The sequence below is a fragment of the Leifsonia sp. NPDC058230 genome (assembly GCF_042882245.1).
Classification (GTDB): domain Bacteria; phylum Actinomycetota; class Actinomycetes; order Actinomycetales; family Microbacteriaceae; genus Leifsonia.
Genome location: NZ_JBHVWM010000002.1, coordinates 799,819 through 826,810 on the forward strand (window position 1 = coordinate 799,819; position 26,992 = coordinate 826,810).

Genomic DNA, 26,992 nt, shown 5'->3' on the forward strand with positions numbered 1-26,992 from the left:
GCTAAAGGTCAGCCCTCGAAGAACGCGGCTGCGCCACGCGCCTGATAGACCACGTCGTCGAGGTCGTCACCCGTGACGGTGACGTGTCCCACCTTGCGGCCCGGACGCGGCTCCTTGCCGTAGCCGTGCACCTTGGCGACCGGATGCGCGGCGAGCGCGGCCGGGTACCGGTCCTGCAGCGTCCCCTCGGCCGGACCGCCCAGGATGTTGACCATCACCGACCACTCGTCGCGCGCATCCGTCGCTCCGAGCGGCAGGTCGAGCACCGCGCGGAGGTGCTGCTCGAACTGGCTGGTGACGGCTCCCTCGATGGTCCAGTGCCCGCTGTTGTGCGGGCGCATCGCGAGTTCGTTGACGAGCACGCGACCATCCGTCGTCTCGAACATCTCGACCGCGAGGACCCCAGTGACGCCGAGCTCGGTCGCGATCGTGCGTGCGATGTCGGCGGCCAGCTCCGCGACCCGGCCGGCCGATTGCGGCGCCGGGGCGATGACCTCGGCGCAGACGCCGCCGCGCTGGACGGTCTCCACGACCGGCCAGGCCGCCGTCTCCCCCGAGGGCCGGCGCGCGATGAGCTGCGCGAGCTCCCGCTGGAACGACACGAGCTCCTCGACGAGCAGCGCCCCGCCCCGGCCGTCCTCGGCGAGCGCGAGGAACCAGTCGTCGGCCTCGGAGGCTTCGGTCACCAGGCGCACGCCCTTGCCGTCGTATCCACCACGGGCCGTCTTGACCACGGCGCGGCCGCCGTGATCGTCGAGGAAGGCGCCGAGCTCCTCGGCCGACTCGACCGCGGCCCAGTCGGGAACGGGCACTCCGAGTTCGGTGAGCCGGGCGCGCATGTGCAGCTTGTCCTGGGCGTAGAGCAGCGCATCCGGCCCCGGATGCACGGGGATGCCGCGCGAGACCAGCTCGCGCAGGATGGCGGGCGGCACGTGCTCGTGGTCGAAGGTGACCACGTCCACCGTCTCGGCGAAGGCGAGCACGGTGTCGAGATCGCGGTAGTCGCCGACGCCGCTCGCCGCGATCTCCGCGCTCATCCCTGCGGCCTCTTCGAGTACGCGGATGTCGATGCCGAGTTCGATCGCGGGAGGGATCATCATCCTCGCCAGCTGCCCGCCGCCGATCACGCCCACCGTGTTCTTAGCCATGTACCGTTGTCTCCTCGATGTCCCTCAGGATGGAGAGGGGGAACTCCCAGATTGCGTCCCGCATTCTCGCGTACGCTCGCACTGCACTCCCTATCTTCCCGCATTCGATTCGGTTGGAAGCATGGCCCTAGATTCAAGCCCCGTCCGAGGTTCGCGGCTCCTGCCGCAGCTGGTGAAGTTCGGTGCCGTCGGCGCCGTGGGCTTCGTCGTCAACCTCGTCGTCTTCAACGGTCTGATGCTCACGGTCTTCAGCGGAGTGCACCACGGCACCATCTTCGCCACGGTGATCGCGACCTTCATCGCCATCGCGACGAACTGGGTGGGCAATCGCTACTGGGCGTTCGCCGCTCAGCGCCAGAGCAACACCACGCGGGAGGGCATCGAGTTCTTCGTCGTCAGCCTGGCCGGCATGGGGATCCCCCTGTTCTGTGTGTGGCTCTCCCACTACGTGCTCGGGTTCACCTCGCTGCTCGCCGACAACATCGCGAACAACGTGATCGGACTCGTTCTCGGCACGCTGTTCCGCTTCGCCTTCTACCGCTGGTGGGTCTTCTCGCCCAAGCGGGCGGCACGCCTGGCGAAGGTCCCGACAGCGCACCCGGCCCGGGAGGCGGTCACGACGCTGCCGACCTCGCTACCGGGATCCCCAGACCGTGGTCTCATCGGAGACTGACTCGCTCTGCTGACGGCGCACGGCGACGACCGTCTGCGAGTGCTCCATCAGGTCGTTCAGTGCGCGCTGCACCGTGTCGGCCTTCGGAACGTCTTTGAGCACGACCGGGCGTTCCAGCCCGGAGTTGATGCGCACATCCCCGGACCGGAACGCGCTCTGCAGCCAGTTGCGCCTGAGCGTGACGTCGTAGCCGCGGCTGTGCAGCAGCTCCTGGCGCACGCGCACGAAGAAGCCGTGGCGCAGGATGATGCGGCGGGTCGTGATCGTGTACCGCTTGCTCAGCCAGAACGCCAGCGGGAGCAGGAACAAGAGCAGCACGATCGCGGCGGCGGCCGACCAGAGGAGCACGTTCTCCCACACCTCGTCGAACTGCCCGGCGAAGTAGCCCATCGCGCCGCAGGTGGCGATCAGCACGATGCTCGGCCAGAACAAGGCGCGAGCGTTCGGGCGCAGACGCGCCACGATTCTCTCGGGAGGCTGTGCGGGAGCTCCCTCAGGCGTGTTGCTCATGCCCTATTAATACCGCAGGTGGGTGACGTCGCCGGCCGCGACAGCCGTGATGCCCACATCCGTCCGGACGAGGAGCCGACCCTGCTCATCGATGCCCGTCGCGGTGCCGAACAGGTTCTTCTCCGCCGGCAGCTCGACGCGGACCGACCGGCCGATCGTGTCGCATCCTTCGACGACCGAGTCGCGAAGTGTGCTCTCGATCGGATCCCCACCCGCGGTGAGGAACTCGCGGTAGAGCGTGCTGAATGCGGTCAGGTATGCCGCGAGCACCGCATCCGGATCGAGGTCGGCCGGTGCGTCGGCCAGCAGCAGCGAGGTCGAGGTGTCGGTGGGCAGCTCGTCGCCCTCGAGGGTCAGGTTGAGCCCTGCGCCGATGACGACGCCCGAGCGATCGGGGAGGAGTTCGGCGAGCGTGCCGCTCACCTTCGCGCCGTCGATCAGCACATCGTTCGGCCACTTCACGGCCACCCCCGCCGCCACGAAGGTCGACACCGCCCGGCTCATCGCGAGGCCGGCGAGCAGAGGGAACCAGCCGTAGCTCTCCACCGGCAGGCCGACGGGTTTCAGCAGGATCGAGATGGCGAGCGCCTTACCGGGAGGCGAGACCCAGACGCGCCCGAGCCGTCCGCGGCCGCCGGTCTGATTCGCGGTCACGATCACGGCGAGGTCGGGCAGATCGGATGCGCGACCGACGAGCACATCGTTGGTCGAGCCGGCCTCCTCCAGATACTCGAGCACGGGAACGACGGTACGGCTGCGACGGAACTCCATTGCCTCAGTCTGCCAGCGGGTGACCCCGTTTTTGTAGGGAATCCTCAACGGCACGCCCCAACCGCTGGCCGGTAGAGTGAAACGCGTGACCGACACTGAACCGCGACAGAGCGCCACGGCGCCCTCGGCCCCCGATCTGCACACGACCGCCGGCAAGCTGGCCGACCTCAAGGAGCGGTTCCACGAAGCGGTGACCGCAAGCGGTCAGGCCGCGATCGAGAAGCAGCACGCCAAGGGCAAGCTCACCGCCCGGGAGCGCATCGAGCTCCTCCTCGACCAGGGGTCGTTCGTCGAGTTCGACGAGTTCGTACGGCACCGCACGCACGCCTTCGGCATGGAGAACAAGCGTCCGTACGGCGACGCGGTCGTGACCGGCGTCGGCACCATCCACGGCCGCAACGTGGCCGTGTATAGCCAGGACTTCACGATCTTCGGCGGCTCGCTCGGCGAGGTCGCGGGCGAGAAGATCATCAAGGTGATGGACCACGCACTGAAGACCGGCGTGCCGATCATCGGCATCCTCGACTCCGGCGGCGCCCGCATCCAGGAGGGTGTGGTGGCGCTCGGCAAGTACGGCGAGATCTTCCGCCGCAACACCGCCGCATCCGGGGTCATCCCCCAGATCTCGATCGTCATGGGCCCGGCTGCGGGCGGCGCGGTCTACTCGCCCGCGCTCACCGACTTCGTGATCATGGTCGACAAGTCGAGCCAGATGTTCGTCACCGGACCCGACGTCATCAAGACGGTGACCGGCGAGGACGTCGGCATGGAGGAGCTCGGCGGCGCGCTCACGCACAACAAGATCTCCGGCGTCTCGCACTACCTCGCCAGCGACGAAGAGGATGCGCTCGACTACGCGCGCACGCTGCTCTCCTACCTGCCGCAGAACAACCTCGCCGAGCTCCCCGTGTTCGAATCGGAACCCGAGCTCGAGACGACGGATGCCGACCGCAAGCTCAACACGATCATCCCCGACTCCCCCAACCAGCCGTACGACGTCAAGACGATCATCGAGGGCATCGTCGACGACGGCGAGTTCCTCGAGGTCCAGCCGCTGTTCGCACCGAACATCGTGATCGGGTTCGCCCGCGTCGAGGGACGATCCGTCGGCATCGTCGCCAACCAGCCGAGCGCCATGGCGGGAACGCTCAACATCGACGCCGGCGAGAAGGCCTCGCGCTTCGTGCGGTTCTGCGACGCGTTCAGCATTCCGATCCTCACCCTGGTCGACGTTCCCGGATACCTCCCCGGCACCGACCAGGAGTGGACCGGTGTCATCCGCCGCGGCGCGAAGCTGCTCTACGCGTACGCCGAAGCGACCGTGCCCCTCGTCACGATCATCACGCGCAAGGCCTACGGGGGCGCATACATCGTGATGGGCTCGAAGCAGCTCGGCGCCGACATCAACCTCGCCTGGCCGACGGCGGAGATCGCGGTCATGGGCGGCCAGGGCGCTGTGAACATCCTCTATCGCGGCGAGATCAAGCGCGCCGAGGAGGCCGGCGAAGACGTCGCGGCCGTGCGCACCAAGCTCGCCAACGAGTACACGTACAACGTCGCCAGCCCCTTCCTCGCTGCCGAGCGCGGAGAGCTCGACGGCGTGATCGAGCCTGCCGCGACCCGGGTGTCCGTGGTGAAGGCGCTGCGCGCACTGCGCACCAAGCGTTCGTCGATGCCGCCCAAGAAGCACGGGAACATCCCGCTGTGACCGAGCGTGCGGGGCTGTCCGCCGATCAGATCCAGTTCGTCACCCGCGGTGTGACACCGGAAGAGGTCGCCGCCGTGACCGCTGTGCTGACCGCCGCGGCAGCCGAACAGCTGGCCGCAGCGAGCGCCGAACGCACGCCTGCCGGCCCGGATGCGTGGGCCCGCAGCCAGCGTGCGTTGCGGGTCGCCGTGCATCCCGCGCCAGGCGCCTGGCGGTCGTTCTCCGCCTGAGGCGAGCGGCCGACTGTCCCCCGTGTACCCCGATCGAGGCACCCCCCGTTGGCGGGGTACGCTGGAATTCGCGGGCGCGGGCGATCGGGGCCGTCGAATTGTCCCCCACGTGTCCTCCAAAATGACGACTTTGCAATTACCGCGCACAGCGCCAATATTGTTATTGCTAGGTGTCTCTCCTCGTGAGTTACACCGCCAATCACTCGCCGACTAGGGTAAGCGGGCGAGTGTTTTGGGGGCGAGTCAGGGCGATATTCGGGTTGTCGCCCTGACTCGGGGTTTGAAAAGGGGCCGGCCATTCGGGTGCCGGCCCCTTTCCCTTTGTCCGGGGGCCTTTGTCCAGGGGCGCTCTCGCGGTGCTCTCGACGCAGCCGCGTCTCGGGTCTCAGCTGAGCGTCACGGCTCGCGCACGGGGCGCGGGATCTCCAGCCAGAGGTCGACCTCGTCGTCCTCTGTGTCGGCGCCGAGAGCGTTGGCGTTGCCGTCGTCGAACATCCGGAGACCGACCACCGTCACGGCGGTCTTCGACGAGCGCGGAACGGTGCGCACGATGAGCTTGTCGGTCGTGGTCCCCCGGATGGCGTCGGCCAGGCGCTTGAGAACGACGCCGAGCGAGCGCTCGTCCAGATCGTCGATGCCGCCCTCGTCGAGGAGGCTGACGACGACACCGCGGCGGCGCGCGTCCATCACCTGACGGCGGACGTCGTCGTTGAGGAGGCGGCGCCCGCGGATCTCGTCCCGGATGGCTCCCTCGAGGTAGCGGCACTCGCGGCGCTCGGCCTCGGTGAGGTCACCGCCACGGCGCACGATCTCGGCGAGCATCGGAGCCGCGACGCGATACGTCTGACGCAAGCGCATCTGGCGCTCCATGACATGGGCCTCCTGCGCGGCCTGCCACTCCGTCGCTTCGCGCTCCGCTCTCGCGAACTGCAGCGCATCCCGCCCCGCCTTGGCCAGGGAGCCGGAGATCACGACGGCGACCCCCACCCACACGACCGAACCGATCACGCCGAGACCCGCGAGCGCGGGAACGCCGGCCCACACGATCGTCTGCGCGGCCAGATAGGCGACACCGATCCACGCGGCGAACTGCTGCCGGCGCACGGCGACGATCGTCATCAGGGTGCCGACGGCCGCGACGTACCAGGTGGCGTAGCCGTTGTCCTTCGCCGGGTCGAGCTGACTGGTGACCAGGATGGGGATCGCCACGCACACGGCCAGATCGAACGCTGCCAGCCAGAGCGGCATCTTGGTCGGACTCGTCGGCCACAGGCTGATCACCGTCGCGATCGCGTACAGGATCATCGCGACGATGGCCGGACCGGCGACCGTGGGGATGGACAGCGACGACAGGCCGAGGAAGAGGTGGTAGGCCGAGAAGAGGGCTCCCAGGCCGAGGAAGAGGAACCGGGGCAGGGTGATCACGAGCCGGCCTCCGCATCCAGTTCGGACGACGGCCACAGGATCGTCACCGTCGTCCCGCCACCGGGTTCCGATTCGATGCGGGCGTGGCCGCCCACCTTCGACAGGCGTTCCCGGATGCTCACCCGCAGTCCCAGACGCTCGGCCGGCACCTCACTGGAGTCGAACCCGCGGCCGGTGTCCGCGACGACGATGTGCACGGTCGCGAGCGGGCTGCCGCCGCGGATCGCCAGCGTGCGACCCACCTCGGCCCCGCCGGCGTGCTGCATGCTGTTCACCATCGCCTGCACGGTCGCGGAGTAGACCGCTTCGGCCACGTTCACGGGGAGGGTGTGCACCTCGACGTCGCGCACGTCGAGCTCGAACGGCGATGAGAAGGCCTCCGCCGCCGTCGTGATGCGCTCGCTCAGCCGGTCGAGGCCGACGAGCGACTGGTCCTCGGGGCTCGACGCCTCCGCCGCGTGCAGGTGGCCGATCGCGTCCGACGCCATCCTCGCTGCGAGTTCCTTGGCCTCGGGGGTGCGGGCGCTGGCTGCGGAGAGCAGGGTGGTCAGGACGCTGTCGTGCACGATCGCATCCACCTGCACGCGCTCCACCTCGGTCGCATGCTGCCGCACCGCGTTGGCGTATTTCGCAAGGGCCTGGCTCTGCGCCGCGTCGACCGTCGAGGCGGCCTGGCGCAGCATCGCGATGATGACGAGGATCACCCCGCCGAGGATGATCGCGTACAGAGCGTCGAGGCCGGCGATCTCCGCGCCGACCCCTCCACCCGACGGCAGCGCGCGGATGAATCCGTAGGCGATGGGGACCACGAACGTGTACGCCGTCGCCAGCCAGAGCGGATAGGCGACGGCGGCGAAGGCGGTGAAGACGGAGCAGAGGAACCACACCCAGGGCTTCTCGCCGATCGCGTCGGGGTCGAGCGCCAGAAACGGCCAGGCGATGATCGCGACGAGGAAGACGACCGACAGGGTGCCCATCGCCGCCTTGACGAACTTCTGGATGATGGCGAGCACCGGAATGATCGCGAGTCCCGCGAACACGATGATGACGACCGCGAGACCCCACGGCTCCTTCTGGCTGTCCAGCTGCGACACCGCGGCCGGAAGCGTCTGGAGCCCGAAGACCAGGCCGAAGGCCGAGACGCTGCGCCCCGCGATTCGCTCGAAGCGCGCACGGCTGATCGGGTTCCGTGGTTGGGTGGCCCCCGGCAGGGGCCGCTCTACCACGTCAGTTTCGCTCATTGCCCGTGTCGGGGTCGAGCCCGGGCAGGATGCCGTCTTCCACGGCGCGGCGCAGGAGGTCCACCTTGGTCGGCGCAGGACGGCCCACCTCGACGTACTTCACGCGAATGCGGTCGAGGTACTCCCGGGCGGTCGAGTTCGCGATCCCGAGCTGGGCGGCGACGGCCTTGAGGGGCAGACCGGATGCGTAGAGGTGCAGCACATCGCGCTCACGCCGCCCGAGCTGCGCCTTCGCGAAGTCGCTGTCGGCGTCGATCGCGGTGGCCCACTCGAGGTTGTTGAGCACATCGCCGCTCGCGACCGTCTTGATCGCGTTCATGACGGTGGTGGTCGGCGACGACTTGGGGATGACTCCTGCCGCACCCGCGGCGAGCGCCTCGCGGACGCTGGCGACCCGGTCGGCGATGCTGTGGACCAGCACGGCCGCGCCGGTCGCCTGAGCCCGCTTGACATTGTCGGTGACCCGCGACCCGTCGCCGAGGGAGAGGTCGAGCACGACCACATCGCACTCCTGCGAACCGAGGAGCTCGACGAATTCGTCGACGGTGGCCGCGGTGACGAGCACCTCGTAGCCTGCGTCCTGGCAAGCCGCTTTGAGCCCCAGGCGCACAGACTCGTGATCATCGACGATTGCCACGCGTACCATGCTGTCCATCGTAGTGGGCTGCATGTATTACCCCGCGCTCACCGCGTGAGCGTGGCGACCGCCTCGACGTGGTGGGTGTTCGGAAAGAGGTCGAACGCGCGGAGCGTTCGGAGCCCGTAGCCGCGCTCGGCGAACAGCGCCACGTCCCTGGCCAACGCAACCGGATCGCAGGCGACGTAGACGATCTGGGCCGGTTCGAGGGAGGCGAGCGCATCGACCACGGGCCTGCCCGCACCGGAGCGCGGCGGATCGAGCACGACGGTCGCTGCGCGCAGCCGGGAGCGATCCGTCGCGGACGAATCCGCGGCGAGTCGCGTGACGAACCGCTCGACCCGATCGGTGACGGCGGATGCGCCCAGCCACTCGGCGAGGTTCTCGGCCGCGTTGTCGGTGGCTGCTTCGTCGCTCTCCACCGACGTGATGCGGAGGGTGCTGCCGAACCGGTCGCCCAGCGCCGCTGCGAGAAGGCCGACGCCGCCGTAGAGGTCGAGGTTCGCCGCACGCGGATCGAACAGTGCCTCGTCGACCGCCGACTGCACCGCCTCGGTCAGAGTCGCCGCCGCGCGACGGTGCACCTGCCAGAAGCCGCGCACGTCGAGCTGGAACTCCCGGTCGCCGACGACCTCGCGGATGGGCATGGGCCGGTGTCGTGGGCGCACCGTGCGCTTGCCCCGCTTGACCGGTGGCTCGTTGACGAGAACGTGGGCGGCACCGGTGCTGGTCGCGATCACGTCGATCGACTCGGCGCCGGGGAAGGTCTGCCCGAACGGCACCGTCTCGCCGACGAGGGCTGTCGCCAGCGGCAGGTCGGTGGCGGGGACCACGTTGTGCGTCCGGGCCGCGTACGGCCCGAACTCGCCGTCGCGCGCGACCTGCAACCGCACACGGGTGCGCCATCCGGTGCCGTCGGCTGTCTCGTCGTCGACGGGCTCGACCGTGACGTCGGACTCCAGCTTCGCCATGCGCTGGAGGGCATCGACCAGGACCTGCCGCTTCAGTTCGCGCTGATAGGGCAGGCGGATGTGCCCGAACTCGGCGCCGCCGGCCCGCGCATCCGGTGCCCGCTCGATGGATGCTGCCGACCAGACGTGCTCCTGGCGCTCGGGAGCCGCCTCGATCACCTCGAGCGTCTCGGCGCGCCAGAAGCTGTCGTGCTTGCGATCGGTGATGCGTGCACGGATGCGCTCACCCGGCATCGTGTCGGGCACGAAGACGACACGGCCCTCGTGCCGGGCGACGAAGACGCCGCCATGGGCGACGTTGGTAATGTCGAGGTCGACCACGTCCACTCTCTGGACATCCCGGGCCTGATCGTTCTGGGGCATCCGTCGAGCATCCCACAGGAATCCATGCGCCTCTACCTCGCCTCCACGTCGCCGGCCCGTCTCGCCCTGCTGCGGGCGGCGGGCATCGAGCCCGTCGTCGTCCCTTCTCATGTCGACGAAGAAGCGGCCGTCGCAGCGGCCGAAGCCGAGCACGGCCCGCTGTCGGCGGATGCGATGGTGCAGTTGCTCGCCCGACTCAAGGCGGAAGCCGTTCGCGGCGACTTCGCCGGAGAACCGATCGACGGTTTCATCTTCGGCGGCGACTCCGCGTTCGAGCTCGACGGCGAGATCTTCGGCAAACCCCACGACCCCGAGGTCGCCCGCGCTCGCTGGCGCGCGCAGCGGGGCCGCACCGGCCACCTCCACTCCGGGCACTACCTGATCGACCACCGCGGAGGCGTCGAGAACCAGTCCGCCGGCCGCACGGCGGTCGCTGCAGTCACGTTCGCCGACATCACCGACGCCGAGATCGACGCGTACGTCGGAACCGGCGAGCCCCTCGAGGTCGCCGGCGCGTTCACGATCGACAGCCTGGGCGGCCCGTTCATCTCCCGGGTGGAGGGCGACCCGAGTACTGTCGTAGGGCTGTCGCTCGCGACACTGCGCGAACTCTTCCGGGAACTGGGCGTCGACTGGCCCAGCCTGTGGAATCGCGTTTTGTAGGCTTTCCGAGCAGCGACCCTCTGATTTTTGTCGGGTTCACCCAAAAGGGGACCCCCACAGACGAATAGGCTAAAGAACTGTGCCACGTATCACCAAGGTCCTCATCGCCAACCGGGGCGAGATCGCCGTCCGGGTCATCCGAGCGGCGAAGGACAGCGGGATCGCCGCCGTCGCCGTCTATGCGGACCAGGACCGTGACGCCCTCCACGTGAAGCTCGCCGACGAGGCGTACGCGCTCGACGGCACGACCAGCGCCGAGACGTACCTGGTGATCGAGAAGCTCCTCTCCGTCGCGCGACGCTCCGGCGCCGACGCCGTGCACCCCGGCTACGGCTTCCTGGCTGAGAACGCCGATTTCGCCCGCGCCGTCATCGCATCCGGCCTCACCTGGATCGGGCCGTCGCCGGAGGCCATCGAGCGCCTCGGCGACAAGGTCAGCGCGCGGCACGTCGCGGAGAAGGTGGGCGCCCCGCTCGCACCAGGCACGCTCAACCCGGTCGCCGATGCCTCCGAGGTCCTCGACTTCGTCGATATCCACGGGCTCCCTGTCGCCATCAAGGCGGCATTCGGCGGCGGCGGCCGCGGCCTGAAGGTCGCGCGCACCCGCGACGAGGTTCCCGAGCTCTTCGAGTCGGCCACCCGCGAGGCGATCGCGGCGTTCGGCCGCGGCGAGTGCTTCGTCGAGAAGTACCTCGACCAGCCGCGCCACGTCGAGACCCAGTGCCTGGCGGATGCGTACGGCAATGTCGTCGTGGTCTCCACCCGCGACTGCTCCCTGCAGCGTCGTCACCAGAAGCTCGTCGAGGAGGCGCCCGCGCCCTTCCTCACCGCGGAGCAGACGGAGAAGCTGTATAGCGCATCCAAGGCCATCCTCAAGGAGGTCGGCTATCAGGGCGCCGGCACCTGCGAGTTCCTCATCGGCAAGGACGGCACGGTCTCGTTCCTCGAGGTGAACACGCGACTGCAGGTCGAGCATCCGGTGTCGGAGGAAGTCACGGGGATCGACCTCGTGCGCGAGCAGTTCCGCCTCGCCGAGGGCGGTGAGCTCGACTACGACGACCCGATCGCGCGCGGCCACTCGTTCGAGTTCCGCATCAATGGCGAGGATGCGGGCCGCGGCTTCATCCCCTCCCCCGGCCCCGTTCACGTCTTCAAGCCCGCCGGCGGCCCCGGCGTTCGCGTCGACAGCGGAATCCAGGCCGGCGACGTGATCAGCGGATCGTTCGACTCGATGCTCGCCAAGCTCATCGTCACGGGCGCGAACCGCGAGGAGGCGCTCGAACGTTCGCGCCGCGCCCTCGACGAGTTCGAGGTGGCCGGGCTTCCCACCGTGCTCCCCTTCCACCGCGCAATCGTGCGCGATCCCGCGTTTGCACCGCAGGACGGCGAACCCTTCTCCGTGTACACCCGCTGGATCGAGACCGAGTTCGTCAACGAGATCGACCCGTGGTCGGGCTCGCTCAGCGATGCCGCCCCAGCCGCACAGCGCAGCAGCGTTGTCGTCGAGGTCGAGGGAAAGCGCATCGAGGTCTCCATGCCCTCGAAGCTGCTGACCGTCGGTGGCTCGGCCGCCGCATCCGGCGCCCCCGCACCGCGCCGCCGCGGCGGAGCCCACGCTGTCGACACGGCGACCGGTGATTCGGTCACTGCGCCGATGCAGGCCACGATCGTCAAGCTCGCCGTCGCCGACGGCGACGAGGTCGTCAAGGGCGACCTCGTGCTCGTGCTCGAGGCGATGAAGATGGAGCAACCCCTGACCGCCCACAAAGACGGCACCGTCTCGGGACTCAACGCCAACGTCGGCGAGACCGTCTCGTCGGGACACCTCCTCCTCAGCATCGTCTGACCGTTTGCCTCCGGCTCTGCCTCCGGCTCTGCCTGGGCGCGCCTTCCGCTGTACCAGTGGAATCTCCGTCATGACGGATGAATCGCCGACGCGGCGCGCGATACTTCCTGACTGAGGACCGTTCGTATCGCGTCCCGCACGGCATCCCACTCCCGTAACACCTGATTCGCCGTGAACCGCAACCTCCGCTCGCCCTGTGTCGCGAACGCGAGATCCCGGATGCGGTCCCGCTCAAACGCCTCCCGACTCGAGTGATAGGCGAATCCGTCCAGTTCGACGAAGAGCCATCCGTCGATCCGCAGATCCACCCGGCCGACCCCCGGCACGGTCACCTGCTGCTCCACGAGATGACCGGCCGCGGTGAGCCGTTGCCTGACGATCGATTCGATTCCCGACTCCGATCCTGGGCGGGCCCGTTCCGCGACAAACCCCGTCCACTTCGGTTCGGTCTCGAACCAGGCACGGAGATCACTCAAGCGCACGCTGCCGCTCGCCACCGCGGTGTCGAGGACGGCGACCGCGGTCTCCGTGTCGGCGCAGCGCACCACGCTCCGCAGGCAATCGGCGGGCGAGACGCGCCAGATCTCGCGCGCCGCGCCCGAATTCTTCCAATGGACCACGACATCCGGGCCGAGCTCAGGCAGGCTCCGCGCACTGGCCGATACGCGAAGGTGCAGCCGGGGATCGAATCCGGCCCACCATCCGTAGCTTCGGGCCGCGGAGACGCAACTCAGTCTGGCGCCGAGCCGCGCGGCCTCGAGCATGGGCCCGGTCGTGTCTGCCAGGGCGTAGGTTCCGCGTCGCGGCCGAACGATCCGGCCCGCCCGGACCGCGGCAGTGAGTTCGATGGGATGCGCGCCCGCGCGGGTCAGCTCCGCCCGGCTCGCGATCCCGCCGCGGGAACTGAGGTGATGAATCCACTGCATGAACCGAGTCTGGCGAGCAGCGCGAGAGTCATGGGCAGTGCGGGGAAACCGGTGGACAACGGCGGCGTGTGGAACGAAGGAGTAATCGATCGACACGCCGAGGATTTGTCCGTCGGGACGGAGAAGTGGCGTGAAAACCGGCGAAATCTCCGACGCTGGCCAGCTGGCCGGGCTGGGCAGCTGGCCGGCTGGCCGGCCAGCCAGGCCCGCGCTACAGCACGATGTGCATCGCGCGCGCGGCGTCGGAGATGGAGCCGGAGAGGGAGGGGTAGACGGTGAAGGCGCGGGCCACCTGGTCGACCGTGAGACGGTGCTCGACGGCGAGCGCCAGCGGGAAGATGAGCTCGGATGCGCGCGGTGCCACGATCACGCCGCCGATGACCGTGCCCGACCCGGTGCGTGCGAAGAGCTTGACGAAGCCGTCCTTGATGCCGAGCATCTTGGCGCGGGGATTGGACTTGAGCGGCAGCTTGTAGATGTCCCCCTGGGCGATGCCCTCCTCGATCTGCTTCTGGTTCCAGCCCACGGTCGCGATCTCGGGCTGGGTGAAGATGTTGGAGGTGACGTTTCGGAGTTCGAACGGGTTGACCGCATCCCCCATCGCGTGGAAGACGGCGGTGCGTCCCTGCATCGCGGCGACCGACGCGAGCGGCATCAGGTCGGAGCAGTCTCCGGCGGCGTAGATGTTGGGGACCGAGGTGCGGGCGACGCGGTTGACCCGGATGTGCCCGGATTCGGTGAGCTGCACGCCCGCCTCCTCGAGTCCGATGCCTTCGGTGTTCGGCACGGAGCCGACGGCCATGAGGCAGTGGCTGCCCTCGATGGTGCGTCCGTCGGTGAGGGTGGCGACGACACCGTTCTCCGTGCGCACGATGGACTCGGCGCGGGACTTCGAGAGCACCTGCATCCCGTTGCGCTTGAAGACGTTCTCGATCACACGGGCGGCGTCGGCGTCCTCGCCGGGCAGCACCTGGTCGCGGCTCGAGATGAGGGTGACCTTCGAGCCGAGCGCGGTGTACGCGGACGCGAACTCGGCTCCGGTGACACCCGAGCCGACGACGATGAGGTGCTCAGGCACGTGCGGGAGGTCGTAGAGCTGGGTCCAGGTGAGGATGCGCTCCCCGTCGGGCACAGCAGACGGCAGGATGCGCGGGCTCGCCCCCGTCGCGATGACGAAGGTGTCTGCCTCGATCCGGTCGAAGTCGGTTCCCGTGTCGCCCTTGGCCGTCGACACGATGATCGCGCTCGACCCGTCGAGGCGTCCTTCGCCCGTGACGATGCGCACGCCGGCCCGCATGAGCTCTGCCCGCATGTCCTCCGACTGCTGGCGGGCGAGGCCCATCAGGCGCTTGTTGACCGCGGCGAGGTTGACCGCGACATCCGGACGAACGGGCTTGCCGTGGTCGCCACGGCTGAAGAACTGAACGCCGAGGTCTGCCGCCTCGCCGATGGCGTTCGCCGCCTCGGCCGTGGCGATGAGGCTTTTCGACGGCACCACGTCGGTGATCACGGCCGAGCCGCCGACACCGAGGCGTTCGACGACGGTCACGTCCGCTCCGAGCTGCGCGCCGGCGAGGGCCGCTTCGTATCCTCCTGGCCCCCCTCCGAGTACAGCGATTCTCTGCTTGCGCTCGAATTCATAGGCCATACCTCTATTCTCGCGCACGTTGCGGGGTTCTCCCGCACGTTCTCGCGCCGATGCGCATCCGGACGCGGAGGCGATCGGCGGCACCATCCGAATAGAGTTGGTCCATGCCTGAAACCATCACGAACCCGCTCGATGACCTGGCCACCGACCCTTTCGAGGTCGCCCGGCAGGCCGCAGAACAGCTCGCCGAGAAGACCGGCGTCGCGAAGCACGACATCGCTCTGACCCTGGGCAGCGGATGGGGGAAGGCGGCCGACCTCATCGGCGAGACGACCGCGACCATCCCCGCCGCCGAGATCGTCGGCTTCAGCGCTCCCGCGCTGGCGGGCCACGTCGGCACGCTCCGCTCGGTGCTCCTCCCCAGCGGGAAGCGCGCGCTCGTGATCGGCGCACGCACCCACTACTACGAGGGCCACGGCGTTCGCCGGGTCGTGCACAGCGTGCGCACCGCGGCTGCGGCGGGCGCCACCACGATGATCCTCACCAACGGCGCCGGCGGCATCAAGGAGAGCTGGAAGCCGGGCACGCCCGTTCTGATCAGCGACCACATCAACCTCACCGCCGACTCGCCGCTCGAGGGCGCGACGTTCATCGACCTGACCGATCTGTACTCGGCACGGCTGCGCGCGATCGCCAGGGGGATCGAGCCGGGCCTCGACGAAGGCGTGTACACGCAGTTCCGCGGACCGCACTACGAGACCCCGGCCGAAGTGCAGATGGCGAAGACCATCGGCGGCCACATCGTCGGCATGTCGACGGCGCTCGAAGCGATCGCCGCGCGGCAGGCCGGCATGGAGATCCTCGGGATGTCGCTCATCACCAACCTGGCCGCCGGCATCCAGAAGACGCCGCTCAGCCACCAGGAAGTCATCGAGGCCGGACGTGAGGCCGAGCCGGTGATCAGCGCCCTGCTGGCGAAGATCGTGGGGGCGCTGTGAACGCCGCGCACACGCGCGACGTCTCCGCTGGGGACGACGCCGACCTGCTCGAACAGGTGCGTTCCTGGATCGCGCAGGACCCCGATCCGGAGACCCGCGATGAACTGCAGCAGCTCGCCCTCGCCGGCGAGAGCGGATCGCAGGCGGCCCTGGACGACCTGCACGCGCGCTTCGACACGCGTCTCGCCTTCGGCACGGCCGGTCTGCGCGGGGAGATCTCGGGAGGACCCAACCGGATGAACCGGGTGCTGGTCGCACAGGCGGCCGCCGGATTCGCCCGCTACCTCCTCGAGCATGCCGAAGGCACGACCCCATCGGTCGTCATCGGCTACGACGGACGCAAGAACTCGGATGTCTTCGCCCGTGACACCGCGGAGCTCATGGCGGGCGCGGGCGTGCGCGCCATCCTCCTGCCGCGCCTGATGCCGACCCCGGTGCTCGCGTTCGCCGTGCGCCATCTCGACGTGAGTGCGGGCGTCATGGTCACCGCAAGCCACAACCCGCCGAACGACAACGGGTACAAGGTCTACCTGGGCGGCGAGGATCACGGTTCCCAGATCGTGTCGCCGGTGGATGCGGAGATCGCCGCGCACATCCTGGAGGTCGCAGCTTCGAGCATCAGCGACCTCCCGCGAGCCGAGACGTACGAGGTCGCACCCGAGTCCCTGGAGCAGGAGTACGTGGACGCCACCGCCGCCGTCGCGAGCTCGACGGCTCCGCGGGATGCGGTCTCGTTCGTCTACACGGCGATGCACGGTGTCGGCTGGCGCACGGCTCGACAGGTCTTCTCGAAAGCCGGATTCGCTGAGCCGACCATCGTCGCCGAGCAGATCGACCCCGATCCCGCCTTCCCGACCGTGGCGTTCCCCAACCCGGAGGAACCGGGCGCGATGGACCTCGCCTTCGCGGCCGCGCGCGCCGCGGGAACCGATCTGGTGATCGCGAACGATCCCGACGCCGACAGGCTCGCCGTGGCGATTCCGGATGCGTCGAGCGAGGCCGGGTACCGCCGGCTCAGCGGGAACGAGGTGGGCGCGTTGCTCGGCTGGCGCGCTGCCCGGCTGGCCGAGGCGGCGGCCGGGCCCGACGAGGCGGCGTTCGGCGCTCTCGCGTGCTCGATCGTGTCGTCGCCCGCACTGAAGGCGGTGGCGGATGCGTACCGTCTCGACTTCGAAGACACCCTCACCGGTTTCAAGTGGGTCTCCCGCGCACCTGGCCTCGTCTACGGATTCGAGGAGGCGCTCGGCTATCTGGTGAACCCGGAGACGATCCGCGACAAGGACGGGATCTCGGCCGCGACCGCGTTCCTCGACCTCGCGGCCTCACTCGCCGCCGAGGGCCGCACCATCGGAGACCACCTGACGGAGTTCGCCGAGGAGTTCGGCTTCTTCGCCTCCGATCAGATCTCGATCCGGGTCACCGATCTCAGCGACATCGACCGGATCATGGCGTCGCTGCGGGCCACCCCGCCGCAAGCCCTCGGCGCTGTCGAAGTGACGCAGATCGACGATCTGAGCGACGGCTTCGGATCGATCCCCCCGAGCGATGTGCTGCGCATCCTGCTCGCGGACGGATCGCGGGTGATGGTCCGCCCGAGCGGCACGGAGCCGAAGCTGAAGATCTACATCGACGCGTCGAGTGACGTTGGCACCGTCGAGGAGCGACGGGCGACGGCCGAGGCGCGCGTCGCCGCGCTCGGAGACGTAATGCGCGAACTCACCGCCGGATAAGCGCGAGCAACGTCGTCACGGAGCCGGCGCGGCCGCAGCGGGCGCTGCTGCGCGTCGGCGCGCGTAGCCGGCGATGAACAGCACCAGGGCCACCGCTGTGACAGCGGCGCCGAGGGCGGGAACCGCCTCCGGGCCGCCGAGCGCCAGCGCCGCCGAGCCCAGCGGCGGGGCGACCGCGATCCCGACGTACATCGCGGTCGAGTACCACGACAGCGCGAGCGCTGCCGATTCGGGCTCGACGGTGACGAGCCGGTGCTGCACCGGGATCGCGATGGCGAACGCGGCCACGCCCCACACGGCGAACACGATGACGGAGGCCACGAACGACGACTCCACGAACGGCAGCACCGCGAGCGCCGCGATCTGCCCGCCGAGCGCGACGATCGCCGTCGCCCGGCTTCCGAAGCGGTCGGTGAGCGGCCCGGCGACGATGTTCCCGGCGACGCCCGCCACCCCGTAGGCCAGGAGGAGCGCGGCGAGCAGGGCACCGGATCCGCCGGTCGAGGCGTGGGTGACGGATGCGCTGAAGATGTACACGATGTTGAACCCGGCGATCATCAGCAGAGTCGTTCCCAGTGGCGCGAGCACCCGCGGGTCGGCGAGCGGTGCGATCCGCTGGCGCAGCGACACGGCCGGGGCGATCGGCACGGCCCGGACGAACAGCGGGATCGCGACGACGAGCACCGCGGCGACACCGACGAGCAACCACAGGGGCAGGCGCCAACCCGCGATTCCGCCGAGAGCCGTTCCGAACGGTGAGCCGATGGCCGTCGCGAGCGTGAACCCGGCGCCGACGATCGCGAGTGCGCGCCCGCGCTGCTCCGGGCGTGCCAGCGACGCGGCGGCCGCCGTCGCCGTCGGTACGAGGGCGGCGCCGCCGATACCCGAGAACGTGCGCCCGATGAGGAACAGGGGAAGAGACGTCGCCGAGACGGCCAGCGCACCGCCGATGGCGAAGACCGCCAGGCCCGCGGCCATCAACGTCGCGCGCGGTACCCGCGGAAGGAGCACGGAGATGACGGGCGCGGCGACCGCGACGACCAGAGAGTACGACGTGATCGAGTAGCTCACCTGCGTCGGCGTTGCGTGCAGGTCTCCGGCGATGTCGGGAAGGAGTCCCGCGATGACGAAGGCGTTGGTACCGACCACGAACATCGCGAGAGCCAGCACGAGAAGCTTCAGAGTCGGCGTACGATACGATTGTTCGACAGAAGTCATACGATCACTGTAGAGAATAGTTCGATGAGTGTCAAACTATTCTCGTACAGCCCAGCGAACCATCCCACCGGAGAACCGATGTCGGCCGACTACCCAGCCCCCGAGATGTCCGACGTGCAGCTCGTCGACCTCCTCCGAGCGGTGGCCGACCCCATCCGGCTTCAGATCGTGCGGGTGCTCGCCGACGGCGAACCGCACTCCAAGAGCGGCGCGGAGTGGGGATTCGAGGTGCAGAAATCGACCCTGTCGCACCATTTCAAGGCCCTGCGCGAGGCAGGTGTGACCCTGACCATCGTGAACGGGCGCACCCACGCCATCCAGCTTCGCCGCCGCGAACTCGACGAACGTTTTCCCGGACTGGTCGACGCTCTGATCGCGACGCCGCGTTAGTTCGGACGCAGCCTAGCCGAGCGCTTCCTCGAGCTTGCGCTCGATCTCGTCGAGGTCGAAATAGTTGTCGACCACGACGACGTCGGCGTTGGTCGGGCCGATCCGGTCGACCAGCTCCGGCGACGTCAGGATGACCTGAGCGGTGGCGGCTGCGGTGGCGACATTGGCCAGGTCGGACGCCGTCACGTCCGCATCGATGTCGAGCCGGTCGAGCACGCGCTCGGCGTTCACCTTGAGGATGCCGGATGTTCCCACCCCGGCACCGCAGATGGCGACGATCTTCATCGCGCGGCCCCCTCGCCGCTGGCGGCCATGATGCTCTGGACCTCGGCGACGTCGGATGCTGCTGCGAGCGCGGGGATCGCGCCCGGGTCGTTGAAGATGTTGGCGAGCTCGGCGACCGAGGTGACGTGCGCATCCGGAGTCGCTACGGCGAGCCCGATGACGACGCTGACGGGATCGTTGTGCGGGTGCCCGAAGACGACGGGTTCGGCGAGCGTGACGACCGAGAGGCCGTCGGTGAGCACGTCCGGACCGGGTCGGGCGTGAGCCAGCGCGAGCCCCGGAGCGATGACGATGTAGGCGCCGAACTCGTCGATCACCTGGATCATGCGGGCTCCGTAGCCCTCCTCGGTCGCGCCGGAGCGAACGAGGGCAGCTCCCGCGAGCTCCACCGCATCGCGCCAGTCGGACGCATGCGCTCCGACAGTGATGGCGGAATCGGGGAGGGGCGGCAGTGGCATACCTTCAGCGTATCGGTACGGGAACTAGGAACCCTCGAAACCCGCTGTGATGATGTCGGCGAGCTCTTCGCGCTCTTCGAGAGAGAGGAATGTCGACGCCGCCGCGTTCAGCTGGAACACCTCGAGGTCGGTGCGGTCGTACTGGAACGCATCGGCCAGGATGCTCAGTTCGCGCGTGAGTGTCGTGCCGCTCATCAGGCGGTTGTCGGTGTTCACCGTCACGCGGAATCCGAGCTGGTAGAGCAGGTCGAACGGGTGGTCGAGGATGTCGTCGCCCCACGCGGCGATCGCGCCGGTCTGCAGGTTGGAGGTCGGGCTCGTCTCGAGCGCGATCTCACGGTCCTTCACCCACTGGGCCAGGAGGCCGAGGGTCACGTAGGTGTTCTCGTCGTCCTGACGCTCGATCACGATGTCCTCGGCGATGCGAACTCCGTGGCCGAGTCGAAGCGCACGACCGTCGAGGAGGGCGCCGCGGATGCTCTCGAGCCCGTCGGCCTCGCCGGCGTGCACCGTGGTCGGGAAGAACTGTGCGGCGAGGTAGTCGAACGCGGCGCGATGGTTGCCGGCCGGGAAGCCGGCCTCGGGTCCGGCGATGTCGAAGCCGACGACGCCACGGTCGCGGTGGCGTACGGCGAGCTCGGCGATCTCCAGGCCGCGGTCGTTGTGGCGCATGGCGGTGACGAGCTGCCCGATCCGGATGGGGTGGCCGGTGCCGCGCACATCCTCGATGCCCTGCTCGATGCCCTCCTGCACGGCTTCGACCGTCTCGTCGAGGCTGAGGCCGCCGCCGAGATGCTGCTCAGGGGCCCAGCGGATCTCGCCGTAGACGACGCCGTCGGTTCCGAGGTCTTGCACGAACTCGCGTGCGACGCGCCCGAGACCCTCGCGCGTCTGCATGACCGCGGTGGTGATGTCGAACGTCTTGAGGTATTCGACGAGCGAGCCCGAGTTGGACTTCTCGGCGAACCAGGCGCCCAGCTCGCGCGCATCCGTCGCCGGCAGTTCGAGGCCGATCCCGGATGCCAGCTCGACGATCGTCGCCGGCCGCAGCCCGCCGTCGAGGTGGTCGTGCAGCGACACCTTCGGGAGCGCCCCGATGTCTGTTCCGTCGCTCAGCGTGTACGTCTGGTTCTCTTCGCTCATGCTCATCAATCTATCGGTCTGCGACGCCGTCGCCGGGTCAGGAGATGCGGTCGGCGATGAGGGGGCCGCCGGTGAGCACGGGGTCGCCGGCGTCTCCGATGCGGTAGGCGCCCGCGACGGCCTCGAGGGCCCGCTCGAAGCGGGCGGGCTCGTCGGCCGAGAGCGTGAACAGCGGCTGCCCGGCGCGCACGGTGTCGCCGGGTTTCGCGTGCAGATCGATGCCGGCGGCGTGCTGCACCGGGTCCTGCTTGCGGGCGCGCCCGGCGCCGAGGCGCCACGCACCGATGCCGAACGGGAGCGCCTGCTGCTCGACGAGAACGCCGTCGCGCTCGGCGACGACGGTGTGGGTCTCCTTGGCGACCGGGAGTGCCGCATCCGGATCGCCGCCCTGGGCGCGGATGACCTCGCGCCACTTGTCCATCGCGCGACCGTCCTTCAGAGCGGCCTCGACGTCCACATCCGTCTTTCCGGCGAGGGCGAGCATCTCGCGGGCCAGCTCGACGGTCAGCTCGACGACGTCGGCCGGTCCGCCGCCTGCCAGCACCTCGACGGACTCGCGAACCTCGTTGGCGTTGCCGATGGCGAAGCCGAGGGGCACGTTCATGTTCGTGAGCAGGGCGGAGGTCGCAACCCCGGCATCCGTGCCGAGGGCCACCATCGTGCGCGCCAGCTCACGCGACTTCTCGATGTCTTTGAGGAAGGCTCCCGAGCCGAACTTGACGTCGAGCACGAGTGCACCCGTGCCTTCGGCGATCTTCTTGCTCATGATCGAGGATGCGATCAGCGGGATCGCCTCGACCGTTCCGGTGATGTCGCGCAGCGCGTACAGCTTGCCGTCCGCCGGCGCGAGGCCGGAGCCGGCGGCCGAGATCACACCGCCGACGTCGCGCAACTGGTCGAACATCTCCTGGTTGGTCAGGTTCGCGCGCCAGCCGGGGATGCTCTCGAGCTTGTCGAGCGTGCCGCCCGTGTGCCCGAGACCGCGCCCCGAGAGCTGCGGCACGGCAACGCCGAAGGTCGCGACGAGCGGCATCAACGGCAAGGTGATCTTGTCGCCGACCCCGCCGGTGGAGTGCTTGTCGCTGGTCGGTTTGCCCAGACCGTCGAAGCTCATCCGCTCCCCCGACGCGATCATCGCCATCGTGAGGTCCTTGATCTCACGACGGGTCATGCCGTTGAGGAAGATCGCCATCGTCATCGCGGCCATCTGCTCGTCGCCGACGTAGCCGCGGGTGTACGCGTCGATCAGCCAGTCGATCTCGGCGGTGGAGAGTTCGCCGCTGTCGCGCTTGGTGTGGATGAGGTCGACGGCGTCGAAAGCCTCGACGGTGCCGGAGGTGCTGGTCAAGTCAGAGGTCCTTAATCGTTGTGTTCTGCGGCGTCTTCTGCGGCGTAGGCGACGAGCTGGCGCGGCCCGAACGCATCCGGGAGCACCTCGTCGATGGTGCGGATGCCGGAGACCGTCTCCAGCAGCATCCCTTCGGCCGAGTGCTCGTACAGCAGCTGCCGGCAGCGGCCGCACGGCATCAGGATGTTGCCGTGCCCGTCAACGCAGGTGAACGCCACGAGATGGCCGCCGCCTGAGATGTGCAGTTGCGACACGAGCCCGCACTCGGCGCAGAGGGTGACGCCGTAGCTGGCGTTCTCCACGTTGCAGCCGACGATCGTGCGTCCGTCGTCGACGAGTGCGGCGGCGCCGACCGGGAAGTTCGAGTACGGCGCGTACGCGTGGGTCATCGCCTCGCGCGCGGCTGCGCGAAGCGCCTCCCAGTCGATGCGCGGGCCGTCCGTCGGTGGCACGGTGCTCATGATTTGATGTACGGCTTTCCGTCGGCTGCTGGGGCCCGCGAGAGCCCGACGAGCCCGGCGACCGCGAAGATCGTCACCACGTAGGGCAGCATCAGCATGAACTCGCTGGGAACCGGCGAACCGATCGTGCCGAGCACGTTCTGCAGGTTGGTCGCGAACCCGAACAGCAGGGCGGCGAGAGTGGCCTTGATGGGGTGCCAGCGCCCGAAGATGACCGCGGCGAGGGCGATGAAGCCCTGACCGGCCGTCATCTCTTTCGAGAACGCGCCCACCGAACCGAGCGTGAAGTACGCACCGCCGAGTCCCGCGACCGCGCCCGCGAGGGAGACGTTCCAGAACCGGGTGCTGTTCACGTTGATGCCGACGGTGTCGGCGGCTTCGGGATGCTCGCCGACCGACCGCACGCGCAGACCCCATCGTGTGTGGAACAGTCCGAACCACACCGCGAAGATCGCGATGTACATGAGGTACTCGATGATCGTCTGGTGGAAGAGCACCGGCCCGATGATCGGGATGTCGCTGAGCAGCGGGATCGGCCACTCCGGCAGACGCGGCGGGCGGTTGAGCAGGTCGGGGTTCTGTGCGAGCACCTTCGAGTAGAGGAAGCTCGTGAGGCCGGTGACGAGCACGTTGAGCACGACACCGACGATCACCTGGTCGACCAGGTATTTGATCGAGAAGGCGGCGAGCACGAACGAGACCAGGACGCCCGCGATGAGGGCGGCGAACAGTCCGACCGCCCAGCTCCCGGTGAGAGTCGCCGTCATCGCCGACACGAACGCGCCGGCGAGCAGCTGGCCCTCGATCGCCACGTTGACGACACCGGAACGCTCCGAGATCACGCCACCGAGGGCTCCGAACACGAGTGGCACCGACAGGCTGACCGTTCCGAGGAGCAGTCCGGTGATGGGGATGGGCAGCTCGCCCGAGCCGGCCCAGGCCAGGAACCCGAACATGAAGACCAGCGCGAAGCCGATGACCAGCCACAGGCTCGCCTTGCGGGCCTGCCACGCGAGGTAGGCGCTCACCAGGGTGAGGATCACGAGGATGATCGTCACGATGACCGTCGTGCTGAAGGTGTCGACGACCAGGTTCGGCAGCGCGATGGTGTCGCTGGTCTCGGTGAACTTGAACGTGCTGGTTCCGTGGCGGGGGAACCCGAAGAACAGGATCAGGCTGATGACCACGAAGATGCCGAAGGCGATCGGCGCCTTCCAGCTGCGGATCTGCGCCTTCTCGAGAACGATCGGGGACTGATCGGGGATGACCGGTGTCGCGGTGCTCACTTGGCCGCCACCTCCTTCGTGACGATGGGACCGGATCTCCGGGGCGTCTGCCCGGGTGTCGGCAGGCGGAAGATCGCGCGCACCAGCGGCGGCGCCGCGACGAACAGCACGATGAGGGACTGGACGACGAGCACGATGTCGATCGGGATGTCGTTGGCCGCCTGGATCGTGTATCCACCGGCCTTGAGGGCGCCGAACAGCAGACCGGCGACGAACACGCCCCACGGCCTGGAGCGTCCGAGCAGGGCCACCGTGATGGCGTCGAAGCCGATGCCCGCATCCACGCCCGAGCTGATGCCCGACGGGAAGACGCCGAGGGCCTGATTGGCGCCTGCGATCCCGATGAGGCCACCGGCGATCAGCATCGCGTAGAGGTACATGTTCTTCACGTTGATGCCGGCGACGCGGGCGGCGTTCGGGTTCTCGCCGACCGCACGGAAACGGAAGCCGAGGTTCGACCGGTTGATCAGCCACCAGACGAAGACCGTCGCCCCGATGACCACGATCAGCGCCCAGGTCAGGTTGTACTGCACGCCGAACAGCGGCGGGAAGATGGCGGTGTCCTTGATCGGCGGCGCCTTCGGGTTGTTCGACCCCGGCGCCTGCAGCAGACCCTTCGTGCGCAGCAGGTACGAGATCAGGTAGAACGCGATGTAGTTCAGCATGATCGTGACGATCACTTCGTGCGCACCGGTTCTCGCCTTGAGCACACCCACGATTCCAGCCCAGACGGCACCGCCCGCGATGCCGGCCAGGACCGCGACGACCAGGTGGATGACCGGCGGCAGGTTGAACGAGAAGCCGACCCAGGCGGAGCAGGCGGCGGCGATGAGGATCTGTCCCTGGCCACCGATGTTGAACATGCCGACCCGGAAGGCGAGGGCGACGCCGAGTCCGCCGACGATCAGCGGGGTGGCGAAGGTCAGCGTCTCGGTGAGCGGCCGGATGCCCGCGGAGAAGGTCGGCCGGCGGAAGTTGTAGATCGCGCCCTGGAACATCGAGGTGTACGCGCTCGACACCGAGTTCCAGATCGCGACGAACGTGTCGCCGGGGCGGGCGAAGAAGTACCCCGCCGCCCGCTGCACGTCGGGATCCGTGATGGCGATCAGGATGGCGCCGACCACCAGGGCGAGCACCACCGCGAGGATCGAGATGACGACGGAGCCGCCCATCATCTCGCGGACGGCCTTGCTCCAGCGCGAGGGCTCCTCGCCCGGCGTCTCCGGCTTGGTCAGGCCCGGGGCCGTCTCGGTCCCGCTCATACTGCCGCTCCGTTCACTGCTGCTTGCGCATCCTCCGGCGATTCGCCGGCCATCATGAGGCCGAGCACGTCGCGCGACGTGTTCCCCGGCACGATTCCTACGATTCCGCCGCGGTACATCACCGCGATGCGGTCGGCGAGCGCGGCCACCTCGTCGAGTTCGGTCGAGACGACGATGACGGGGATGCCCGCATCCCGGGTCTCGACGATGCGCTTGTGCACGAACTCGATCGAGCCGACGTCGAGCCCACGGGTGGGCTGGGCCGCGACGAATAGCCGAAGCTCGCGGCTGAGCTCGCGGGCGAGCACGACCTTCTGAGCGTTGCCGCCCGAGAGCCGGCCGACCTTGGTCTCGATCGACTGGGTGCGCACATCGAACTCGCGCACCTTCTCTTCGGCGAACTCGTTGAGATAGCCGAGCTGCAGGTTTCCGCCCTTCACGAAGGGCGCTCCGGCCGACCGGTCGAGCATGAGGTTCTCCGCGATGCTGAACTCGCTCACGAGGCCGTCCTCGTTGCGGTCCTCGGGGATGAACCCGACTCCGGCGTCGAGCACCCTGCGCACGCTGTGGCCCTGGATGCTCCGGCCGTCGAGCTCGATCTCGCCCTCGACTCGGGGCTGCAGCCCGAGGATCGCCTCTGTCAGCTCGGTCTGCCCGTTGCCCTGAACACCGGCGACGGCGAGGATCTCCCCCGCTTTCACATCGAAGCTCACCCGGTTGACGACCATCTGGCCGATCGGGTCGATCACCGACAGGTCGCGCACGACGAGCGCGGGGGCGCCCGGCGTCGCGGGGGTCTTGGAGACGGTCAGGGAGACGGCACGGCCGACCATCATCGACGCCATCTCGGTGTTCGACGCGGTGGGCTCGACCTCGCCGACGACCTTGCCGAGGCGGATGACCGTGATGCGGTCGGCGACCTCACGCACTTCACGGAGTTTGTGCGTGATGAAGATGATGGCCGTGCCCTGCGCCTTGAGCTGGCGCATGATCTCCATCAGCTCGTCGGTCTCCTGAGGGGTCAGCACGGCGGTCGGCTCGTCGAACACGAGCACCTTCGCCTCGCGGGAGAGCGCCTTGATGATCTCCACGCGCTGCTGCACGCCGACGGGCAGATCTTCGACGAGCGCGTCCGGGTCGATGTCGAAGCCGAAGCGGGCCGAGATCTCGCGCACGCGCTTGCGCGCAGCCGGCAGGTCGAGACGCCCGCCGAACTTCGTCTGCTCGTGTCCGAGCATCACGTTCTCGGCGACGGTGAATACCGGGATGAGCATGAAGTGCTGGTGCACCATGCCGATGCCCGCCTTCATCGCGTCACCGGGGCCGGAGAACTTCTGGACCTCGTCGTCGAGGAGGATCTCACCCTCTTCGGCCTGGTACAGACCGTAGAGGACGTTCATCAGCGTGGACTTGCCGGCGCCGTTCTCACCGAGGAGACAGTGGATCTCGCCTGGCTCGACAGTCAGGTCGATGTGGTCGTTCGCGACCAGGGCACCGAACCGTTTGGTGATGCCGCGAAGTTCGAGCTTCATTCGGGTGGGGTTTCCTTCTCTACTCGCCCGGGTGGAGCGAAAGCGCGCGAAACGGCAGGTGGGCCTCGATGCGCGTATTCACCCTAACCTCTTGCACATATGTCAGTGTGTGCTCACTTGAGCAACCATCACAAGACCGGATGCGCAACTCGCCAGGGGTCAAAAGGGCGGGGAGGCCAGC

The 26,992-nt window shown here is 68.6% G+C and carries 26 protein-coding genes; 8 read left to right on the forward strand and 18 right to left on the reverse strand.

Annotated features, from left to right (window positions below; translation table 11 throughout):
- Positions 1 to 8 precede the first annotated feature (8 nt).
- Positions 9 to 1,148 (reverse strand): 5-(carboxyamino)imidazole ribonucleotide synthase, encoded by a 1,140-nt coding sequence (locus ACFVV0_RS09435; protein ID WP_387061522.1) that lies wholly within the window; start codon positions 1,146 to 1,148, stop codon positions 9 to 11.
- Positions 1,149 to 1,269: 121 nt separating this feature from the next.
- Here ACFVV0_RS09435 and ACFVV0_RS09440 point away from each other — a divergent pair, with 121 nt between their 5' ends.
- Positions 1,270 to 1,821, forward strand: coding sequence for a GtrA family protein (locus tag ACFVV0_RS09440; protein ID WP_387061525.1), 552 nt, complete (start codon positions 1,270 to 1,272; stop codon positions 1,819 to 1,821).
- Here the strand turns inward: ACFVV0_RS09440 and ACFVV0_RS09445 are convergent.
- The gene (locus ACFVV0_RS09445; protein ID WP_387061528.1) at positions 1,783 to 2,331 is read right to left on the reverse strand and encodes a PH domain-containing protein; all 549 of its coding nucleotides are present in this window, start codon (positions 2,329 to 2,331) and stop codon (positions 1,783 to 1,785) included. The two genes, ACFVV0_RS09440 and ACFVV0_RS09445, sit on opposite strands and share 39 nt — an antisense overlap.
- Positions 2,332 to 2,337: 6 nt before the next feature.
- Entirely contained in the window at positions 2,338 to 3,102 is a 765-nt protein-coding gene (locus tag ACFVV0_RS09450; protein ID WP_387061531.1) for a biotin--[acetyl-CoA-carboxylase] ligase, read from the reverse strand.
- Between the two features lie 76 nt (positions 3,103 to 3,178).
- Between ACFVV0_RS09450 and ACFVV0_RS09455 the strand changes: the two genes are divergently transcribed.
- Together ACFVV0_RS09455 and ACFVV0_RS09460 are read left to right on the forward strand one after the other, a co-directional pair.
- Positions 3,179 to 4,810 carry an acyl-CoA carboxylase subunit beta gene (locus tag ACFVV0_RS09455; protein WP_387061534.1) on the forward strand — a complete coding sequence of 544 codons (1,632 nt, stop codon included), beginning with the start codon at positions 3,179 to 3,181 and terminating at the stop codon, positions 4,808 to 4,810.
- Positions 4,807 to 5,040 carry an acyl-CoA carboxylase epsilon subunit gene (locus ACFVV0_RS09460; RefSeq protein WP_387061537.1) on the forward strand — a complete coding sequence of 78 codons (234 nt, stop codon included), beginning with the start codon at positions 4,807 to 4,809 and terminating at the stop codon, positions 5,038 to 5,040. The genes ACFVV0_RS09455 and ACFVV0_RS09460 overlap by 4 nt, the downstream gene beginning before the upstream one ends.
- Positions 5,041 to 5,436: 396 nt before the next feature.
- Here ACFVV0_RS09460 and ACFVV0_RS09465 read toward each other — a convergent pair whose 3' ends face one another.
- From ACFVV0_RS09465 to ACFVV0_RS09480, 4 genes are read right to left on the reverse strand one after another with little or no spacing between them, the layout of a single operon-like run.
- On the reverse strand, positions 5,437 to 6,465 hold the full coding sequence (locus ACFVV0_RS09465; protein WP_387061540.1) for a hypothetical protein: 1,029 nt from the start codon (positions 6,463 to 6,465) through the stop codon (positions 5,437 to 5,439).
- Entirely contained in the window at positions 6,462 to 7,706 is a 1,245-nt protein-coding gene (locus ACFVV0_RS09470) for an ATP-binding protein (RefSeq protein ID WP_387061543.1), read from the reverse strand. Before ACFVV0_RS09470 ends, ACFVV0_RS09465 begins: the two co-directional genes overlap by 4 nt.
- Complete coding sequence (locus ACFVV0_RS09475; RefSeq protein ID WP_387061546.1) at positions 7,693 to 8,352, reverse strand: response regulator; 660 nt, start codon at positions 8,350 to 8,352, stop codon at positions 7,693 to 7,695. The genes ACFVV0_RS09470 and ACFVV0_RS09475 overlap by 14 nt, the downstream gene beginning before the upstream one ends.
- 38 nt (positions 8,353 to 8,390) lie before the next feature.
- Complete coding sequence (locus tag ACFVV0_RS09480) at positions 8,391 to 9,677, reverse strand: class I SAM-dependent RNA methyltransferase (protein WP_387061550.1); 1,287 nt, start codon at positions 9,675 to 9,677, stop codon at positions 8,391 to 8,393.
- 24 nt (positions 9,678 to 9,701) lie between these two features.
- Here ACFVV0_RS09480 and ACFVV0_RS09485 point away from each other — a divergent pair, with 24 nt between their 5' ends.
- Together ACFVV0_RS09485 and ACFVV0_RS09490 are read left to right on the forward strand one after the other, a co-directional pair.
- A complete protein-coding gene (locus ACFVV0_RS09485; RefSeq protein WP_387061553.1) occupies positions 9,702 to 10,340 on the forward strand; it encodes a Maf family protein in 639 nt (212 codons plus the stop codon).
- Positions 10,341 to 10,419: 79 nt separating this feature from the next.
- Positions 10,420 to 12,186 (forward strand): acetyl/propionyl/methylcrotonyl-CoA carboxylase subunit alpha, encoded by a 1,767-nt coding sequence (locus ACFVV0_RS09490; RefSeq protein WP_387061556.1) that lies wholly within the window; start codon positions 10,420 to 10,422, stop codon positions 12,184 to 12,186.
- A 68-nt stretch (positions 12,187 to 12,254) separates the two neighbouring features.
- Here the strand turns inward: ACFVV0_RS09490 and ACFVV0_RS09495 are convergent, their stop codons facing one another.
- Together ACFVV0_RS09495 and ACFVV0_RS09500 are read right to left on the reverse strand one after the other, a co-directional pair.
- Complete coding sequence (locus tag ACFVV0_RS09495; protein ID WP_387061559.1) at positions 12,255 to 13,112, reverse strand: type IV toxin-antitoxin system AbiEi family antitoxin domain-containing protein; 858 nt, start codon at positions 13,110 to 13,112, stop codon at positions 12,255 to 12,257.
- A 211-nt stretch (positions 13,113 to 13,323) separates the two neighbouring features.
- Complete coding sequence (locus tag ACFVV0_RS09500) at positions 13,324 to 14,760, reverse strand: NAD(P)H-quinone dehydrogenase (protein WP_387061562.1); 1,437 nt, start codon at positions 14,758 to 14,760, stop codon at positions 13,324 to 13,326.
- A 104-nt stretch (positions 14,761 to 14,864) separates the two neighbouring features.
- Between ACFVV0_RS09500 and ACFVV0_RS09505 the strand changes: the two genes are divergently transcribed.
- Together ACFVV0_RS09505 and ACFVV0_RS09510 are read left to right on the forward strand one after the other, a co-directional pair.
- Positions 14,865 to 15,698, forward strand: a complete 834-nt coding sequence (locus ACFVV0_RS09505) for a purine-nucleoside phosphorylase (protein ID WP_387061565.1) — start codon at positions 14,865 to 14,867, stop codon at positions 15,696 to 15,698.
- Positions 15,695 to 17,428 carry a phospho-sugar mutase gene (locus ACFVV0_RS09510; RefSeq protein ID WP_387061568.1) on the forward strand — a complete coding sequence of 578 codons (1,734 nt, stop codon included), beginning with the start codon at positions 15,695 to 15,697 and terminating at the stop codon, positions 17,426 to 17,428. The genes ACFVV0_RS09505 and ACFVV0_RS09510 overlap by 4 nt, the downstream gene beginning before the upstream one ends.
- A 15-nt stretch (positions 17,429 to 17,443) precedes the next feature.
- Here the strand turns inward: ACFVV0_RS09510 and ACFVV0_RS09515 are convergent, their stop codons facing one another.
- Positions 17,444 to 18,646 carry an MFS transporter gene (locus tag ACFVV0_RS09515; protein WP_387061571.1) on the reverse strand — a complete coding sequence of 401 codons (1,203 nt, stop codon included), beginning with the start codon at positions 18,644 to 18,646 and terminating at the stop codon, positions 17,444 to 17,446.
- A 24-nt stretch (positions 18,647 to 18,670) separates the two neighbouring features.
- Between ACFVV0_RS09515 and ACFVV0_RS09520 the strand changes: the two genes are divergently transcribed.
- Positions 18,671 to 19,036 (forward strand): ArsR/SmtB family transcription factor, encoded by a 366-nt coding sequence (locus ACFVV0_RS09520; protein ID WP_387061575.1) that lies wholly within the window; start codon positions 18,671 to 18,673, stop codon positions 19,034 to 19,036.
- 12 nt (positions 19,037 to 19,048) lie between these two features.
- Here ACFVV0_RS09520 and ACFVV0_RS09525 read toward each other — a convergent pair whose 3' ends face one another.
- The 8 genes from ACFVV0_RS09525 to ACFVV0_RS09560 are packed head-to-tail and all read right to left on the reverse strand — an operon-like array spanning position 19,049 to position 26,811.
- Positions 19,049 to 19,321, reverse strand: coding sequence for a PTS sugar transporter subunit IIB (locus ACFVV0_RS09525; protein WP_387061578.1), 273 nt, complete (start codon positions 19,319 to 19,321; stop codon positions 19,049 to 19,051).
- A complete protein-coding gene (locus ACFVV0_RS09530; protein WP_387061581.1) occupies positions 19,318 to 19,779 on the reverse strand; it encodes a PTS sugar transporter subunit IIA in 462 nt (153 codons plus the stop codon). The genes ACFVV0_RS09525 and ACFVV0_RS09530 overlap by 4 nt, the downstream gene beginning before the upstream one ends.
- Positions 19,780 to 19,803: 24 nt before the next feature.
- Positions 19,804 to 20,922: an adenosine deaminase gene (locus tag ACFVV0_RS09535; protein WP_387061584.1), complete on the reverse strand. Its 1,119-nt coding sequence runs from the start codon at positions 20,920 to 20,922 to the stop codon at positions 19,804 to 19,806.
- A gap of 37 nt (positions 20,923 to 20,959) precedes the next feature.
- Entirely contained in the window at positions 20,960 to 22,270 is a 1,311-nt protein-coding gene (locus ACFVV0_RS09540; RefSeq protein WP_387061587.1) for a thymidine phosphorylase, read from the reverse strand.
- Between the two features lie 11 nt (positions 22,271 to 22,281).
- Positions 22,282 to 22,731, reverse strand: coding sequence for a cytidine deaminase (locus ACFVV0_RS09545; RefSeq protein ID WP_387061590.1), 450 nt, complete (start codon positions 22,729 to 22,731; stop codon positions 22,282 to 22,284).
- On the reverse strand, positions 22,728 to 24,017 hold the full coding sequence (locus ACFVV0_RS09550; protein ID WP_387061593.1) for an ABC transporter permease: 1,290 nt from the start codon (positions 24,015 to 24,017) through the stop codon (positions 22,728 to 22,730). Before ACFVV0_RS09550 ends, ACFVV0_RS09545 begins: the two co-directional genes overlap by 4 nt.
- Positions 24,014 to 25,279, reverse strand: coding sequence for an ABC transporter permease (locus ACFVV0_RS09555; protein ID WP_387061596.1), 1,266 nt, complete (start codon positions 25,277 to 25,279; stop codon positions 24,014 to 24,016). The genes ACFVV0_RS09550 and ACFVV0_RS09555 overlap by 4 nt, the downstream gene beginning before the upstream one ends.
- On the reverse strand, positions 25,276 to 26,811 hold the full coding sequence (locus tag ACFVV0_RS09560; protein WP_387061599.1) for an ABC transporter ATP-binding protein: 1,536 nt from the start codon (positions 26,809 to 26,811) through the stop codon (positions 25,276 to 25,278). Before ACFVV0_RS09560 ends, ACFVV0_RS09555 begins: the two co-directional genes overlap by 4 nt.
- Positions 26,812 to 26,992: the final 181 nt, after the last annotated feature.